General features: G+C 68.6%; 15 protein-coding genes. 12 read left to right on the top strand and 3 right to left on the bottom strand.

Annotation, left to right across the window (positions count from 1 at the left end):
- Positions 1-106 precede the first annotated feature (106 nt).
- The 4 genes from BKN51_RS29730 (at position 107) to BKN51_RS29745 (ending at position 5,094) form a co-directional block, all read left to right on the top strand.
- On the top strand, positions 107-1,828 hold the full coding sequence (locus BKN51_RS29730) for a TIGR03767 family metallophosphoesterase (RefSeq protein ID WP_101610784.1): 1,722 nt from the start codon (positions 107-109) through the stop codon (positions 1,826-1,828).
- A gap of 122 nt (positions 1,829-1,950) precedes the next feature.
- Entirely contained in the window at positions 1,951-3,213 is a 1,263-nt protein-coding gene (locus tag BKN51_RS29735) for a C39 family peptidase (protein WP_174720464.1), read from the top strand.
- Positions 3,214-3,358: 145 nt separating this feature from the next.
- Positions 3,359-4,453, top strand: coding sequence for an S-(hydroxymethyl)mycothiol dehydrogenase (locus BKN51_RS29740; protein WP_101610785.1), 1,095 nt, complete (start codon positions 3,359-3,361; stop codon positions 4,451-4,453).
- Positions 4,447-5,094 (top strand): gamma-glutamylcyclotransferase family protein, encoded by a 648-nt coding sequence (locus BKN51_RS29745; protein ID WP_101610786.1) that lies wholly within the window; start codon positions 4,447-4,449, stop codon positions 5,092-5,094. The genes BKN51_RS29740 and BKN51_RS29745 overlap by 7 nt, the downstream gene beginning before the upstream one ends.
- Here BKN51_RS29745 and BKN51_RS29750 read toward each other — a convergent pair.
- Positions 5,072-6,691: an FAD-binding oxidoreductase gene (locus BKN51_RS29750; RefSeq protein ID WP_174720465.1), complete on the bottom strand. Its 1,620-nt coding sequence runs from the start codon at positions 6,689-6,691 to the stop codon at positions 5,072-5,074. The genes BKN51_RS29745 and BKN51_RS29750 overlap by 23 nt on opposite strands.
- Positions 6,692-6,788: 97 nt before the next feature.
- Between BKN51_RS29750 and BKN51_RS29755 the strand changes: the two genes are divergently transcribed.
- The 8 genes from BKN51_RS29755 to BKN51_RS29790 all read left to right on the top strand — a co-directional run bounded on the left by BKN51_RS29755 (position 6,789) and on the right by BKN51_RS29790 (position 12,818).
- Positions 6,789-7,352 (top strand): TetR/AcrR family transcriptional regulator, encoded by a 564-nt coding sequence (locus BKN51_RS29755; RefSeq protein WP_101610787.1) that lies wholly within the window; start codon positions 6,789-6,791, stop codon positions 7,350-7,352.
- Positions 7,349-8,890, top strand: a complete 1,542-nt coding sequence (locus BKN51_RS29760) for a glycerol-3-phosphate dehydrogenase/oxidase (protein WP_101610788.1) — start codon at positions 7,349-7,351, stop codon at positions 8,888-8,890. Before BKN51_RS29755 ends, BKN51_RS29760 begins: the two co-directional genes overlap by 4 nt.
- A 309-nt stretch (positions 8,891-9,199) precedes the next feature.
- Positions 9,200-9,469: a helix-turn-helix transcriptional regulator gene (locus BKN51_RS29765; RefSeq protein ID WP_005155992.1), complete on the top strand. Its 270-nt coding sequence runs from the start codon at positions 9,200-9,202 to the stop codon at positions 9,467-9,469.
- Entirely contained in the window at positions 9,466-10,020 is a 555-nt protein-coding gene (locus tag BKN51_RS29770) for a hypothetical protein (protein WP_101610789.1), read from the top strand. The genes BKN51_RS29765 and BKN51_RS29770 overlap by 4 nt, the downstream gene beginning before the upstream one ends.
- Positions 10,017-10,481 (top strand): hypothetical protein, encoded by a 465-nt coding sequence (locus BKN51_RS29775; RefSeq protein ID WP_101610790.1) that lies wholly within the window; start codon positions 10,017-10,019, stop codon positions 10,479-10,481. Before BKN51_RS29770 ends, BKN51_RS29775 begins: the two co-directional genes overlap by 4 nt.
- Entirely contained in the window at positions 10,478-10,708 is a 231-nt protein-coding gene (locus BKN51_RS29780) for a hypothetical protein (RefSeq protein ID WP_101610791.1), read from the top strand. The genes BKN51_RS29775 and BKN51_RS29780 overlap by 4 nt, the downstream gene beginning before the upstream one ends.
- On the top strand, positions 10,705-11,631 hold the full coding sequence (locus BKN51_RS29785; protein WP_101610792.1) for an ABC transporter ATP-binding protein: 927 nt from the start codon (positions 10,705-10,707) through the stop codon (positions 11,629-11,631). Before BKN51_RS29780 ends, BKN51_RS29785 begins: the two co-directional genes overlap by 4 nt.
- Positions 11,628-12,818 carry an ABC transporter permease gene (locus tag BKN51_RS29790; protein WP_101610793.1) on the top strand — a complete coding sequence of 397 codons (1,191 nt, stop codon included), beginning with the start codon at positions 11,628-11,630 and terminating at the stop codon, positions 12,816-12,818. The genes BKN51_RS29785 and BKN51_RS29790 overlap by 4 nt, the downstream gene beginning before the upstream one ends.
- Positions 12,819-12,881: 63 nt before the next feature.
- Here BKN51_RS29790 and BKN51_RS29795 read toward each other — a convergent pair whose 3' ends face one another.
- Positions 12,882-14,231, bottom strand: coding sequence for a cryptochrome/photolyase family protein (locus tag BKN51_RS29795; RefSeq protein ID WP_101610794.1), 1,350 nt, complete (start codon positions 14,229-14,231; stop codon positions 12,882-12,884).
- 114 nt (positions 14,232-14,345) lie between these two features.
- Entirely contained in the window at positions 14,346-15,662 is a 1,317-nt protein-coding gene (locus BKN51_RS29800) for a citrate synthase (protein ID WP_101610795.1), read from the bottom strand.
- Positions 15,663-15,742: the final 80 nt, after the last annotated feature.

Below are 15,742 nucleotides of genomic sequence, written 5' to 3' on the forward strand. Positions count from 1 at the left end.
ACGTGACAAATCTTCGCATTACCCTTTTCTGGCGTTCACCCCACGGCTAACCTCGTCCGGCATCGTCCTTCCGCGACACCCACCCGCGACGAGTAGGGGCACCGCCATGTCCGACATCTCCAGGCGAACCTTCACCGCGGCGGGCGCCGCCGGCGTCGGCCTGCTGCTGTGCACCCCGACCGCCAACGCGCTCGACCGGGCGCTCGCACGCACGACGTCCCGCGCGGTGCGCACCGCGGGTACCACGCTGGAATCCGCCGCGGCTCCGCTGAAGAGCGGTCCGGGCTACACGCGGCTGACGGCGGGTCCCGGCTGGCCGCTCGTCGTCCGGGGCGATCTCGCCGCGCCGAAGTCCGGCCGCGACGACCGGCGCCGCGCGGTGGCGTCGTTCGCGCAGTTCACCGATCTGCACTTCACCGACGCCGAGAGCCCGGCGCGGTTCGAATACCTGCACCCGTTCATCGGCTCGGCGCACCGGCCGCAGGAGACGCTCGGCCCGGTCGCGACGACGGCGCTGGTGGAGCGGGTGAACAGCCTGAAGACGGGCCCGTTCACCGGGCGGGCGATCGATTTCATGGTCACCACCGGCGACAACACCGACAACCACGAGCTGATCGAGCTCGAGTGGTTCCTCAAGGTGCTCAACGGCGGCACGGTGAACCCGACGTCCGGCGACCCGAACGCGCACGAAGGCGTCCAGACGTCCGGGTCCTCGCACTACTGGAACCCCGGCAAGACGCTGGACGACGCCTACACGAAGAAGGGCTTCCCGCAGCTGCCCGGCCTGCTCGGCGCGGCTTCGAACACCTTCACCTCACCCGGTCTCGACATCCCGTGGTTCTGCACCTTCGGCAACCACGACGACAGCATCGTCGGCACGCTGCCGGATCTGCCGGGGATGGACGCCTGGTACACCGGCCGCTTCAAGGTGATCGGCAAGGACGAGACGACGTCGCGGAAACTCGCCAAGGCGATCGGCTCCGGCTCGGGCGTCCCGATCACGGAGCTGTTCGGCGGCTCGGGCACGATCCGCGAGATCACCCCGGACGCGCGGCGGCGGCCGTTCAGCACCGCGGAGTTCGTGCGGCACCACCTCGACACCGCCAACACCGGCCCCGGCCCGGTCGGCCACGGGTTCAGCGGCAACAACGCCGACGGGCGCAACGTGTACTACACCTTCCGCATCGCGCCGGGCGTCGTCGGCATCAGCCTCGACACCACGACGATGGCCGGGCTCGCGGACGGGTCGATCGGGCTCGGGCAGTTCACCTGGGTGGAGAACACGCTCAAGCGCAACAGCTCGGTGTACTACGACTTCTTCGGCCGCAAGGTCACGCAGAACGTGACGGACGAACTGTTCATCCTGTTCAGCCACCACACCAGCGACACCATGGGCAACGTGCTCCCCGACGCGCGGCATCCGCTGGAGTTGCGGCTCAACGGCGACACGTTCGTCTCGCTGCTGAACCGGTTCCCGAACGTGCTGGCGTGGGTCAACGGCCACACGCACCACAACAAGATCACCCCGCACCCCGGCAAAACGGCGAAGCAGGGCTTCTGGGAGATCAACACCGCTTCGCACATCGACTTCCCGCAGCACGCGCGGATCATCGAGGTCGCCGACAACGCCGACGGCACGCTGTCGCTGTTCACGACGCTGATCGAAGCCGAAGCACCGTATGAGGCGGACTACTCGGACACCTCGACGCAAGCGCTTGCGTCGCTGTACCGGGAGTTCTCGTACAACGACATCCACGCTTCGCTGGGCGCCGTCGGGACGGCTCAGGACCAGAACACCGAACTCCTGCTGCCGAACCCCCTCGCCTGACACGCGGGGCCGGTCGCGAAAGTGACACAGACTCGGGCCGTCTTGCAGACAACTGTTTACATACCTCGCGCGACCGGCGAAAATCCCTTCCCTACTGGGTGGACCCGAGGGATGGAGCCGCGATGCGGATACGAGGGCTGGTCACGCTGCTGACGATCGCGACAATGTCCGCGGTGACGGCACAGACGGTGGAGGCGAGCCCGGCCAAGCCGGACGACGAGTCGATCGACTATCACGAATGGTCCGGTCAGCGCGGTTTCCGTGACGGCAGGCTGGAGGGGCTCGACCTCCACCACGGCGAACTGCGCATCGATCGCCCGATCGGCACCATCGAGCACACCGAACCCGCGCTCGGCACCACGAAGACCTACGAATACGGCCAGTGGACGTCGAAGAGCCACAAGCACGGCTTCGACGCCTCCCAGCTGGTCGCCTCGTGGAACGCGAAGACACCGGCCAAGACCTGGATCAAGATCGAGGCGAAGGGCCGCACCTCGTCGGGCACCGAGACGGCCTGGTACGTCATGGGCCGGTGGGCCAGCGGGGACGCCGACATCAAGCGCACCAGCGTCGACGGCCAGAGCGACGCCAACGCCGCTGTCGACGTCGACACGCTGGTCATGAAGGCGGGCGTCGCGCTCCGGTCGTATCAACTGCGGATCAGCCTCTACCGCGAGGCCGGTTCCCGCGCCACGCCGTCGGTGACCTCGCTCGGCGCGATGACGTCGCTGGTCCCGGACCGGTTCGAGGTCCGGGCGACGAAACCGGGCCGCGCCACCGGTATCGAGCTCAAGGTGCCCGCCTACGCCCAGAACCTCCACAAAGGACAGTTTCCCGAGTACGGCGGTGGCGGCGAGAGCTGGTGCAGCCCGACGTCCACCGAAATGGTCGCCGAGTACTGGGGCAAACGGCCCAAGCGCGAGGACATGACGTGGATCCCGAAGGGTTACGTGGATCCGACCGTCGCGTACGCCGCCCGCTACACCTTCGATCACGCTTACGACGGAACCGGCAACTGGCCGTTCAACACCGCGTACGCCGCTTCACTCGGACTGCGTGGGCACATCACCCGTTTGCACTCCTTGAACGAACTCGAAAGCTACATCGCGCGCGGCATTCCGGTGATCACTTCACAATCGTTCAAGGCCGAGGAACTCGACGGCGCGGGCTACGGCACCGCCGGGCACATCATGGTCGTCGTCGGTTTCACGAAGGACGGCGACGTGATCGCGAACGATCCGGCCGCCAACAGCAACGACCGGGTCCGAAATGTCTACAAGCGACACCAATTCGAGACGATCTGGCAGCGCACCAAGCGGTACAACACCACGGGCGGGGTCTCGGGCGCTCCGGGAGGCGTCGCCTACATCATCACGCCGCGCTAGCGCGCACTGAAACGATTCCGCGCGCGCAGCGCATCCCTTGAGGGTGGCGGCGGGGGCATGGATGGACGATACCGCACCCGTGCGGATGTCGCGATCCGAGTTGGTTCCGTGGCAAGCTGCCTAGAGAACTCACTCGGAGGTAAGCATGCCGTACGAGGTCCAGGGCGTCGTTTCCCGAGCCAAAGGTGAACCGGTCTCACTGGAGTCCGTGACGGTGCCCGATCCCGGGCCCGGTGAGGCCGTCGTCGCGGTCAAGGCGTGCGGCGTCTGCCACACCGACCTGCACTACCGCGAGGGCGGGATCAACGACGAGTTCCCGTTCCTGCTCGGCCACGAGGCCGCGGGATTCGTGGAGGCCGTCGGTGACGGCGTCACGGATCTCGAACCGGGTGACTACGTGATCCTGAACTGGCGCGCGGTCTGCGGCACCTGCCGCGCCTGCCGCCGGGGCAAGCCCTGGTACTGCTTCTCCACGTTCAACGCCGCTCGACCGATGACACTGGCCGACGGCACCGCCCTGTCGCCCGCACTCGGCGTCGGGGCGTTCCTCGAGAAGACACTCGTCCACAGTGGACAATGCACGAAGGTCGACCCCGCCGCCGAACCCGCGGTCGCCGGGCTCCTCGGCTGCGGGGTGATGGCCGGTCTCGGCGCGGCGCTGAACACAGGGGCGGTGGCACGCGGCGATTCCGTCGCGGTCATCGGCTGCGGAGGGGTCGGCGACGCGGCCATCGCCGGGGCGAACCTGGCCGGCGCGAAGACCATCATCGCCGTCGACACCGACGACCGGAAACTGGACTGGGCCAAGGGCTTCGGCGCGACGCACACGCTGAACAGCAAGGGACTGAGCGAAGACCAGGTCGTCGAAGCCATCCAGGAGTTCACCGATTCCTTCGGCGCGGACGTCGTGATCGACGCGGTCGGCAGGCCGGAAACCTGGCGTCAGGCGTTCTACGGCCGCGATCTGGCGGGCACGGTCGTGCTCGTCGGCGTTCCGACCCCGGACATGCGGCTGGACCTGCCGCTGATCGACTTCTTCTCGCGCGGTGGCTCGCTCAAGTCGTCGTGGTACGGCGATTGCCTGCCCTCACGCGATTTCCCGATGCTGATCGACCTCTATCTGCAGGGCAGGCTCCCGCTCGACAAGTTCGTCACCGAGCGGATCGCCCTGGACGGCGTCGAGCAGGCCTTCGAGCGCATGCACCACGGGGACGTCCTCCGTAGTGTGGTGACGTGGTGAAACTCTTCGCCGACGCCGATTTCCCCGCCGACCCGTATCCGGGGGCGCGGCCGGGTCACTCGTTCGTCCACTTCGACGGCGCCGGGCACAGCCTCGACACCGCGCCGGAGGGCTGGCGCGAACGCCAGGCCGTCCTCGCCTACGGGTCGAACGCGTGCCCGTCCAAGATCACCTGGCTGCGGAAGAACATGGGCCTGGAGGGCCCCGTCGTCGTCTGCCACGCGCGCTGCACCGACCTCGCCGCGGTGTGGGCGTCCGGCCTGCGGTTCCGGGACGGGCAGCGGCCGGCCACGCTCGCCGCCGCCCCGGGCGTCGTCGAGGAGCACTCAGTCTGGTTCGCTTCCCCCGATCAGCTCGCCGTGCTCGACCGCTGCGAGGGCAACGGCCAGCGCTACCGGCTGGTGCGGCTGACCGCCCCGGCCATCACCCTCGACGACGGCACCGTGCTCGACGACGTGGTCGCCTATGTCGGCGCCGCCGACATCCGCCTGCCGATCCTGGTGGACGGCAGGCACATCCGCGTCGCCGACCTCGAACAGCGCCGGGCCGCGGCGCTGGAAGGGATCCCCGCCGAGACGCACGGCCTGGACTGCACGCTGATCGACACCGGGGCGCTGGTCAAAGAAGCTTCCCGGGATTGAGGATCCCCGCCGGGTCGACGGCCTTCTTCGCCGCCCGCAGCACCTCGACGCCGATGTCACCGATTTCCGGCGCCAGATAGCGCGCGTGGTCGACGCCGACGGCGTGGTGGTGCGAGATGGTGCCGATCCCGGTGATCGCCTCCGAAGCCGCGGCCTTCGCCCGCTGCCACTGGCCGATCGGATCGGCCTCGTCGCGGGCGGTGAGCACGGTGAAGTACAGCGACGCGCCCGTTTCGTAGGCGTGCGAGACGTGGCACATGATGATCGCCCGGCCGAGCGTGGCGGTGAGCGCGGCACGGACGGCGTCGCGCAGGTCGCTCAATTCCGCCCAGTACGCGGCCGTCTCCAGGGTTTCGACGCAGACACCCTTGTCCATCAGGGCGTCACGCTGCCGGGGCCCGGAAAAGCGGCCGCGGCGCCAGGATTCGCCGAGGGCCGCGCCGATGCGGACGGCGCCGAACGGCTCCAGCACCCGGGTGGTGTCCTGACGGCGCCGGGCCACCTCGCGTTTCGACGCGCCTTCCCAGCCGACGATCAGCAGGCAGGGATGAGCGATCCCCCGCGCCTTGAGATACCGGCGCAGCGCCTTGGTCTTCCAGCTGTCGTTGAGTGCCAGCGAAACTTCGCTTTCGTCCACATCGGACAGTCGGGTGACGTCCGCGAGCACGTGCCGCTGGGCGAGTTCGCGGACCGCCGCGGTGCCGTTCTCCCAGCCGTCGAGGACGTAACCCTCGTAACGGCGCACCTCCGGCACGGGACGGACGCGGAGGGCGACCTCGGTGATCACGCCGAGCGCGCCTTCGCTGCCGATGGCGAGGTGCCGCAGGTCGGGTCCGGCCGCCGACGCCGGCGCGACGCCGAGCTTCCATTCGCCACGCGGGGTCGCGAGCCGGACGCCCGAAACCATGTCCTCGAACCGGCCGTAACCCGACGAGGCCTGCCCGGCGGACCGGGTCGCGGCGTATCCGCCGATGGTGGCGCGCTCGTAGGACTGGGGCACGTGCCCGAGAGTGAAGCCGTGCGCGGCGAGCAGCCGATCGGCCTCCGGCCCGGTGACCCCGGCCTGCAGGACCGCGATCCGGGACACCGGGTCGACGGAGACCAGCTCGCCGAGCCTGGTGAGATCGAGCGCGATCACCGCGCTCTTGTCCCCGCGCAGCGCCGAAACCCCGCCGACCACGGACGTCCCGCCGCCGAACGGGACGACGCCGACGTCGTGCCGTGCGCAGATTTCCAGTACCGCCTGGACTTCGCCGGGATTCTCCGGCAGGACGACGGCGTCCGGCACCGGAAAATCACCGAACCCCCGGCGCCGCAGCAGGTCCAGATAGGACAAACCGCTCGCCCGCGCGAGCCGCTCCCCCGGTGCCACCAGGACGTTCTCCGCGCCGACGAGTTCCTCGAGGTCACGTTTCGGCTGTTCGCCGAGCGCCGAATCGGGAACGGGAAGCGCCGAATCGGGCGCGAAAGGCGCCTCCGAACCCAGCGGACCGATACGCTGGACGAGCCACCGCAACGCCTTCGCCGGAAGGTGGGCCGCGTCACCGGATTCCGGCGTCCAGGACCGTCTTAACCGGTGGTCAATAAGCTCCGTCACGACTACAGTGTTACATATGGACGTACAACGTCACTCACCTGCGGAAACAGGCGTCTCGGCGCTGGCGGACACCCGATCCCGCCAGGCCTCGACACGCGTGTCCGACGACGTTCTGCTCGACGCGGCGAAGAAGTGCGTGCTCGCCGTCGGCGTGAGGCGGACCACGCTCGCGGAGATCGCGCGCACCGCGAAGGTCAGCCGGATGACCGTCTACCGCCGCTTCCCGGACGTGCGCAGCGTGCTCGCGACCCTCATGACCCGCGAGTTCGGCGGCCTGCTGCAAGGCGCCGCGGAACCGGAGAACGAACCGGCCCACTTCCGCGAGCGGCTCGTGCGGAGCTCGACCACCGCCGTCACCGCGCTGTCGGGTGACCCGCTTTTCCGCACCCTGCTGGACCTCGACCCCGAACTCGTCCTGCCCTACATCGTCGAGCGGCTCGGGAAGACCCAGCGGTTCGCCGAAGGCGTGATCCTGCACCTGCTGCGGTCGGGCCAGGAGGACGGCTCGATCCGCAAGGGCGACCTGCCTTCGCAGGCGCGCACCCTGTTGATGCTCATCCAGTCCTTCGCGTTCTCCTTCCGTCCCGCGACGGCGGATGTGAACGAAGACGACCTGATGGCGGAGTTCGCCCAGGTGCTCGACGCGGCGCTGCGGCCATGACGCCGGGCTCGCTCAACGCTTTGCGACGCGAGCGGGAACTCGCGGCGCTCGACGGCGGTGAGCGGGTCGATCTGGCGGTCGTCGGCGGCGGGGTCACCGGCGCCGGGATCGCGCTGGACGCGGCCGCGCGCGGACTCTCGGTGGCCCTGATCGAGGCGTACGATCTGGCGTACGGGACTTCGCGCTGGTCCAGCAAGCTGGTCCACGGCGGGCTCCGCTACCTCGCCAAGGGCGACCTGGCGCTGGCGCACGAGAGCGCCGTCGAACGCGGGATCCTCATGACGCGCACCGCGCCTCATCTCACCAGGGCGATCCCGCAGCTGTTCCCCATGTACCGCAAGACCTCCCGCGGCCAGCAGGCGTTCATCATGACCGGCCTCGTCGCCGGTGACGGCCTCCGCCGCGCGGCGGGCACCCCGGCGTCGGTACTGCCGCGGCCGAGGTCGATCCCGGCCGCGGAGGCGCTCGCGCTCGCCCCCGGCCTGTCTCCCCAAGGTCTGCGCGGCGCGCTGCTGGCCTACGACGGCGCGCTGACCGACGACGCCCGGCTCGTGGTGAACCTCGCGCGCACGGCGGCGTCACGCGGCGCGAAGATCCTGACGAGGGTCGAAGCGCTCCGGCTCGCCGCGGATTCGGTACTGGCCAGGGACCGGCTCACCGGACAGGAAGTGGAGATCCGCGCCGGTCAGGTGATCAACGCGACGGGCGTCTGGGCGGGCGAACTGGCGGAGTCGGTGCGGCTGCGGCCGTCCCGCGGCTCACACCTGATCCTGGCTCCGGGGTCGGCGCCGATCGGCGCGACGTCGGTCAACGTGCCCGTCCCCGGCGAGAACAACCGGTTCGTCTTCCTGCTGCCGCAACCCGACGGCCGCGTGTTCGTCGGGGTCACCGACGAGCCGACCGACGGCCCGGTCCCGCGCGTGCCGTCCGTGCCGGAGTCCGATGTGGACTTCCTGCTGGAGGTGGCGTCGACGGCGTTCACCCGCCAGCTGACCCGCGCCGACGTCGACGGCTCGTTCGCCGGGCTGCGGCCCCTGGTCGAAGGCGGCGGCGGGCGCAGCGCGGATCTCTCGCGCAAGCACGCGGTGGTGACCGGCGCCGACGGCGTGCTCACCGTCGTCGGCGGCAAGCTGACGACGTACCGGAAGATGGCCGAGGACGCCGTCGACGCCGCTTTGAAGCGGTCCGGGCTCCGCGCCGGGCCGTCGACCACGTCCCGGCTCCCCCTGCTCGGCGCGACCCCGCGGCATCGGCTGTCCACTGTGGATGCTCCCGCCCGGCTGGTCGCGAAGTACGGCACCGAGGCACCCCGGATCGCGGCGCTCGGCGAAGTCGATCCAGAACTGGGCCTTCCCCTGTTCGCGGGCACCGAGATCAGCGCGGCCGAGGTCGTGTGGGCCGTGCGGCACGAAGGCGCGCTCGACGTCGAGGACGTCCTGGAGCGCCGCACGCGGCTCGGCCTGGTCACTTCGGAGGCCGAAGCGGCCCGTCCCCGCGTCCAGGAGCTTGTCGACAAGTCGCTCGCCGGACTCGTCTGACACCGCGTTTGGTCCGCTAAATGCGGTGAGAAGCGCCCGCCAGAACCCGTCCCCGGATGTCGCGAAGCCACTTTCGGGACACCAGACGTCGCGAAAGTGGCTTTCGCGACACGCTCGGCTCTCGGCATCTCCCAAGGTCCGTGAAGGCCTCCTTGCCTACCCTGAAGGTAACGAAGGGGACCTTCTCTACCTGTCCGACGCTTGGCGCACCGGTGTGCGTCGCTGCCCGACAGCGCATTTAGTCCGCTAAATGCGGCGAGAAGCTCCCCAAACTTGACGAGTCGTTGGGTTTTTGCAACAGTATGTTCCATGAGCCCGGTCAGACGCGGCAAAGAGCTGCCGATCTACAACCGGCTTCCGGTGCTCCGGGCGGAGCGCGGACTGAGCAGGGCCGCCCTCGCGACGGCGGTCGAGGTCAATCCGCAGACCATCGGCGCGCTCGAACGGGGGGACCACTACCCGAGCCTGGACCTGGCGTTTCGCATCTGCGCGGTGTTCGACCTCCCGGTCGAGGCCGTGTTCAGCCGCGAACCGTTCACGCCACTGTCCACTCAGGTCTACCGGGAGGGGGGAACATGAGCGAGAAGCGGGGACGCCTGGCGGCGTACTGGGAACGCCAGCTCGAACGGCTGGAGGAAGTGGAGCGCAAGCGGGCACTGCGGCTGCCGGGCTGGCGCACGCGGAAGCGGCGGAGGACGTTGAGCGTGCTCGTGGTGGCGGGTGACCTGCTCCTGATCTCCGGCGCCGTCTTCTTCAAGACAGCGCCCGACCTGGTCTTCCTCGTGGGCTGGTTCGGCGGTTCCTTACTCGCCGGCGGTGCCCACTACCTGCTGCGGATCCTCACCGGCAAGATGAGCGGCGGGTTCTCGACCCGGCTCGACGAGCGTGAGCGGGAATGGCGCCATCGCGCCACCTTCGTCAGCTATCAGGTGCTGGTCGCGCTCATGGTCGTCGCCGTGTTCTACGCCCTGATCGTCTCCGGCACCGAAGACGGCGGCGGACGCGGCGCGATGATGGGTGCCGCACTGCTGGTCACCGGCACCACGCTGGCCGCCGTCATCCTCGGCTGGTCGCTGCCGGACGACGATCCCGAGGATTTCCAGGACTTCGAAGAGGTGAGCACCCGGTGACCGTCACCCGGACCAGGTCGGACCGCCGTCGCCTCGCCGTCGCGGCCGTGATCGGCCATCTCGTCGTGATCGCCGGGGCGGCCCTGCTCCGCGAGCCGACGCTGTGGTTCGCCGTCGGCCTGATGGGGCCCGGACTGTGTCTCTGCGTCGGCACCGCGGCGGTGCTGCGCAAGGCCGTCGGCAGACCCGGGTCCGCGGCGAACGATCTCGACGAACGTGAACTGCACTTGCGCGGAAGGGCGCACTACAGCGCCTTCCAGGGGATCTGCCTGCTGATGGTGGTGGATCTCGGATATGGGCTCTACGCGGCCGGCGGACCGGATTCCGGTTCCCTGCTGGCCGCGATGACAGCGGCGTTACTCGTCTTCGGGACGTCGCTGCCGGCACTTTGGCTCGCGTGGAAACTGCCGGACGACGATCCCGAGGACTACACCGACTTCGAGGGGGTGACTCCGGCGTGACCGGGGACAAGAAGCGCTACAAGGTGTCCATCGGGATGGTCGCCGTCGTGCTGGTGGCCGGTGGGGTCCTCGCCGGGGCGGGGCGGGCGATCCTGGTGTACCGGGCCACTTCGGTGGTGAGCAACGTCAAGCTGGACGGACTGATCCAGCGAAACCGCACGGTCTCCGGCGTCCACCGGGGTTTCACGGCGCTGGTGCGGTATTTCGAGGAGGGGAAGTGGAAATGAGCGAGGGGAAGCTGGAGATCGACCGGATCTCCAAGAGTTACGGCACGAAGGTCGCGCTGGACGAGGTGAGCTTCGAGGTCCAGCCCGGTGAGCTGTTCGGGTTCGTCGGCAGCAACGGGGCGGGCAAGACCACCACGATGCGGATCGTCCTCGGCGTGCTGGCGGCCGACGGCGGCGAGGTGCGGCTCGGCGGCGCGCCGATCACGCACGAGACCCGCACGCATATCGGGTACATGCCGGAGGAACGCGGGCTGTACCCGAAGATGAAGGTGCTGGAGCAGCTGGTCTACCTCGCGGAACTGCACGGGATGTCGGCCAACGACGCCCACCGCAGCGCCGAGAACTGGATCTCCCGGCTGGGGCTGACCGAACGCCGCAAGGACGAGGTCCAGAAACTGAGCCTCGGCAACCAGCAGCGGGTGCAGCTCGCGGCCGCGCTGGTGCACGATCCGACGGTGCTGGTGCTGGACGAGCCGTTCTCCGGCCTCGACCCGCTGGCCGTGGACGTGATGAGCGGGGTGCTGCGCGAGAAGGCCGCGACCGGGGTGCCGGTGGTGTTCTCCAGCCACCAGCTCGATCTGGTCGAGCGGCTCTGCGACCGGGTCGGCATCATCCGAAGTGGACGGATGGTCGCCTCCGGCACCGTCGCAGAACTGACCGCGGACGCGGGCAACGGCCTCGTCGTCACCGCGCCCCACTCCTCGCCCGGCTGGGCTTCGGCCGTTCCCGGTGTCCGGTCGGCCGAGCAGAACGGCCCGACGACGATCCTCGAACTCGAAGCCCACGCCGACGATCAGGCCGTGCTCGCCGCAGCACTGGCCACCGGTCCGGTCACCGAATTCAGCAAACGCAGGCGTTCGCTGACCGAGCTGTTCCGCGACGCCGTCGCCGAGAAGCCGGCCGCACAAGGAGTTTCCGCATGAACACCGTCTCACCCTGGCGCGCTGTCTGGCTCATCGCCAAACGTGAGCTGAACACGCGGCTGCGCACCCGGTCCTTCGTGATCGGCACCGCCGTGCTGCTGGTCATGCTGATGGGCTATGTCCTGCTGCAGTCCACACTGATCAGCAACGAGGACAAGAGCAAGATCGGGCTCACCGGCCAGACCGCCGGGATCGCGCAGCAGCTCCAGACCGCGGGCGCGGCGGTCGGCGAGAAGATCGAGACCGTCACCGTCGCCGATCCGGCGGAGGGCCGGTCGCAGGTCGAGAACGGCGATCTCGACGCGCTGCTGTCCGGCAACGCCACCGAGCTGAAGGTGCTCGTCAAGTCCGAATTGGACAACAAGCTGCGTGCCCTGCTGACCGGCGTCTCACAGCAGGAAGTGCTCAACGGCAAGCTTTCCGAAGCCGTGGAGAACCCGGAGCAGGTGATGCGCACGGTCACCGACACCCAGGTCGAGGTCGACTCGATCAAGCCGCCGGATCCGGAGAAGGCCCAGCGGATGGTGATCGGGCTGATCGTGGCGGTGCTGCTGTACATGAGCATCGTGACCTACGGGACGCTGGTCGCCCAAGGCGTGGTCGAAGAGAAGTCCAGCCGGGTCGTGGAGATCCTGCTGTCCACCGTCCGGCCATGGCATCTGTTGCTGGGCAAGGTGATCGGGCTCGGCCTGGTCGGCCTGACGCAGCTGGTGATCATCGGCGGCGCCGGGTTGATAGTCGCGTCGGCGACCAACGTGCTGACGCTGTCCGGGGTCGCGACGAGCGCGCTGCTGTGGGGCGTGGTGTGGTACCTGCTCGGGTTCCTGTTGTACGCCATCCTCTACGGCGCGATGGGTTCGCTGGTCTCCCGGCAGGAGGACACCCAGTCGGTGATCGGCCCGGTCAACATCGTGCTGATCCTGGGCTTCGTCGTCGGGTTCAACCTGCTGGCACAGTCGCCGGAAGGCACGGGCACGAAGATCCTTTCCCTGGTACCGCTACTGTCGCCGGTGCTGATGCCCGCCCGGATCGCGGCCGGGACCGTCGAGGTGTGGGAGATCGCGCTGTCGCTCGGGTTGACCGTGGGCGCCATCGCCCTGTTCACCTGGCTGGGCGCGCGGATCTACCAGAACAGCGTCCTGCGGGTCGGCAGCCGGATCAAGCTGACCGACGCCCTGAAGGGCTGAACCGCTTCGCGCGTGAAGGCCCCCTTCCCTCGGCTGATCGAGGGAAGGGGGCCTTCACTGCGTTCAGGTGCCTTTGATGGCGCCGTAGCGCTCCAGGGCGACTTGGCGTTCGTGGGCGTGGTCGACCATGGGCGCGGGGTAGCCCTTGACGTCCTTCGGTTTGTGCACGGCTTTCCCTTGCACGGAGCGGAGTTCAGGGACGTAGCGGCGGACGTACTCGCCGGACGGGTCGAACTTCTCGCCCTGCGTGGTCGGGTTGAAGATCCGGAAGTACGGCGCGGCGTCGGTGCCGCTGCCCGCGACCCACTGCCAGTTCAGCTGGTTCGACGCGAGATCGCCGTCGACCAGGTGCCGCATGAAGTACCGCGCGCCGAGCCACCACGGCAGATGCAGGTCCTTGACCAGGAAACTCGCCACGATCATCCGGACGCGGTTGTGCATCCAGCCCTCGGCGAGCAGCTGCCGCATCCCGGCGTCGACGATCGGGAATCCGGTGCGCCCTTCGCACCACCGTTTGAAAGCCTCGTCGTCGCTCTCGTGTTCCATGGCGTCGAAGCGGGAATCGTAATTCTTCCGCGCCGTTTCGGGGCGATGGAACAGGACGTCGGCGTGGAACTCGCGCCACGCGAACTCGCCGCGCAAAGACTGCGCGCCGGACCCCTCGTTCCCGGCGAGGTCCGCCAGCAAGGTACGAGGGTGAACACAACCCCACCGCAGATACGGCGAAATTTTGGTCGTCCCGGGGCGATCCGGACGGTCGCGGTCTTCGTCGTAGGTCTCGAGGCCGTCGTCCAGGAACTCGTGCCAGCGCTCCAGCGCCGCCTTCTCGCCGGGCTCCGGCAGCTCCATTCCCTTGAGCGAAGGGGATTTCGGGAGCTTGACCGAACGCGGCGGCTCCACCCAGTCCACCATGTCCTTCCCGGTGTCCGCGGGGCGCGGCCAGCCGTGGCGCACCCACGCGCGGTAGAACGGGGTGAACACGCGATAGGGGTCGCCGTCCGGCTTGGTGACCCGGCCGGGCGTGATCGCGTACGAGGATCCCGTCTCGGTCCACGCGATGTCGTGCTCCGCCAAGGCTTTCTTGACCTCGTCGTCGCGGCGGCGGCCGTACGGCCCGGTGTCCGCGCTGACGTGCACGGCCGAGGCACCGATCTCGCGGGCCGCCTTGACGACCTCCTTGACCGGGTCGCCCTTGACGAGCATGAGCCGCCCGCCGAGCTGGTCGTCCAGCGCCTCGAGACAGCCGTGCAGGAACGCGACGCGCGGGGCGCCGGAAGGTTTGAGGAGCGCGTCGTCGAGGACGTACAGCGCGAGAACGTGCTTGCTGTGCTTCGAGGCTTCCAGCAGGGCGGCGTGGTCGCCTAGGCGGAGGTCGCGGCGGAACCACAGCACTACGGGGGCTTCTCTGGTCACCCGGGAAACCCTAAGCGGTGCCGCCGGGGTGTGCAGTCCCGGATGCTATGAAAGGCCCGTTACTTGCAAAATTTGCAAGTAACGGGCCTTTCATAGCGCTTGCCGGAGCCGGGATCAGCGCTCCGAGATCGGCGTGTAGTCGCGCTCCGCGGAGCCGGTGTAGATCTGCCGCGGGCGGCCGATCTTGGTGGCCGGGTCCTGGATCATCTCGCGCCAGTGCGCGATCCAGCCCGGCAGGCGGCCGAGCGCGAACAGCACGGTGAAGTACTTAGTCGGGAAGCCGAGCGCCCGGTAGATCAGGCCGGTGTAGAAGTCGACGTTCGGGTACAGCTTCCGCTCGATGAAGTAGTCGTCCGAGAGCGCGGTCTCTTCCAGCTTCTTCGCGATGTCGAGCAGCTCGTCGCCACCCTTGAGCTTGGAGAGGATCTCGTCCGCGGTGTTCTTGATGATCTTCGCGCGCGGGTCGTAGTTCTTGTAGACCCGGTGCCCGAAGCCCATCAGGCGGACACCCTTTTCCTTGTTCTTCACGCGGGTGACGAAGTTCGCGACGTCGCCGCCCTCGGCCTGGATGCCCTCGAGCATGTCCAGCACCGCGCTGTTGGCGCCACCGTGCAGCGGGCCGAAGAGCGCGTTGATGCCCGCCGAGATCGAGGCGAACAGGTTCGCCTCGGAGGAGCCGACGAGGCGCACGGTCGAGGTGGAGCAGTTCTGCTCGTGGTCGGCGTGCAGGATGAACAGCAGGTCGAGCGCCTTGGCGACGTCCGGGTCGACCTCGTAGGGCTCGGCCGGGAAGCCGAAGGTCATCCGCAGGAAGTTCTCGACCAGGCCGAGCGAGTTGTCCGGGTACAGCAGCGGCTGCCCGACGGACTTCTTGTACGCGTACGCGGCCAGGGTCGGGACCTTGGCCAGCAGGCGGATGGTGGACAGCTCCACGTTCGGTTCGTCGAACGGGTTGAGCGAGTCCTGGTAGAAGGTCGACAGCGCCGATACCGCGCTGGAGAGCACCGGCATCGGGTGCGCGTCGCGCGGGAAGCCGCTGAAGAAGGCCTTGAGGTCTTCGTGCAGCAGGGTGTGGCGCTGGATCTTCTCGGTGAACTCCGCCAGCTGCGTCTGGGTCGGCAGCTCGCCGTAGATGAGTAGGTAGGAGACCTCGATGAAGGTCGACTTCCCGGCCAGCTGCTCGATCGGGTAGCCGCGGTAGCGCAGGATGCCGGCGTCACCGTCGATGTAGGTGATGGCCGAAGACGCGGCACCGGTGTTCACGAACCCCGGGTCGTGGGTGATGTACCCGGTCGTCGCCAGCAGCTTCCCCAGCTCGATCCCAGGCGCACCCTCGACCGGGTGGATCACCTTGAACTCGTGCTCGCCATTGGGCAGGCGCAGCGTCGCGGTCTCGCCGGACTGCCCCGCAGCCGTCGTCGCGTCGGACATGTAAGTCCCTCTCACGTTCAGCACGGGCCGGCGGCGCCTGTAGGTTCCACAGGTACGCCCTCTTTCACGCGCGTGACCCA

It is taken from the genome of Amycolatopsis sp. BJA-103 (assembly GCF_002849735.1).
In the GTDB taxonomy this organism is placed as follows: Bacteria; Actinomycetota; Actinomycetes; order Mycobacteriales; family Pseudonocardiaceae; genus Amycolatopsis.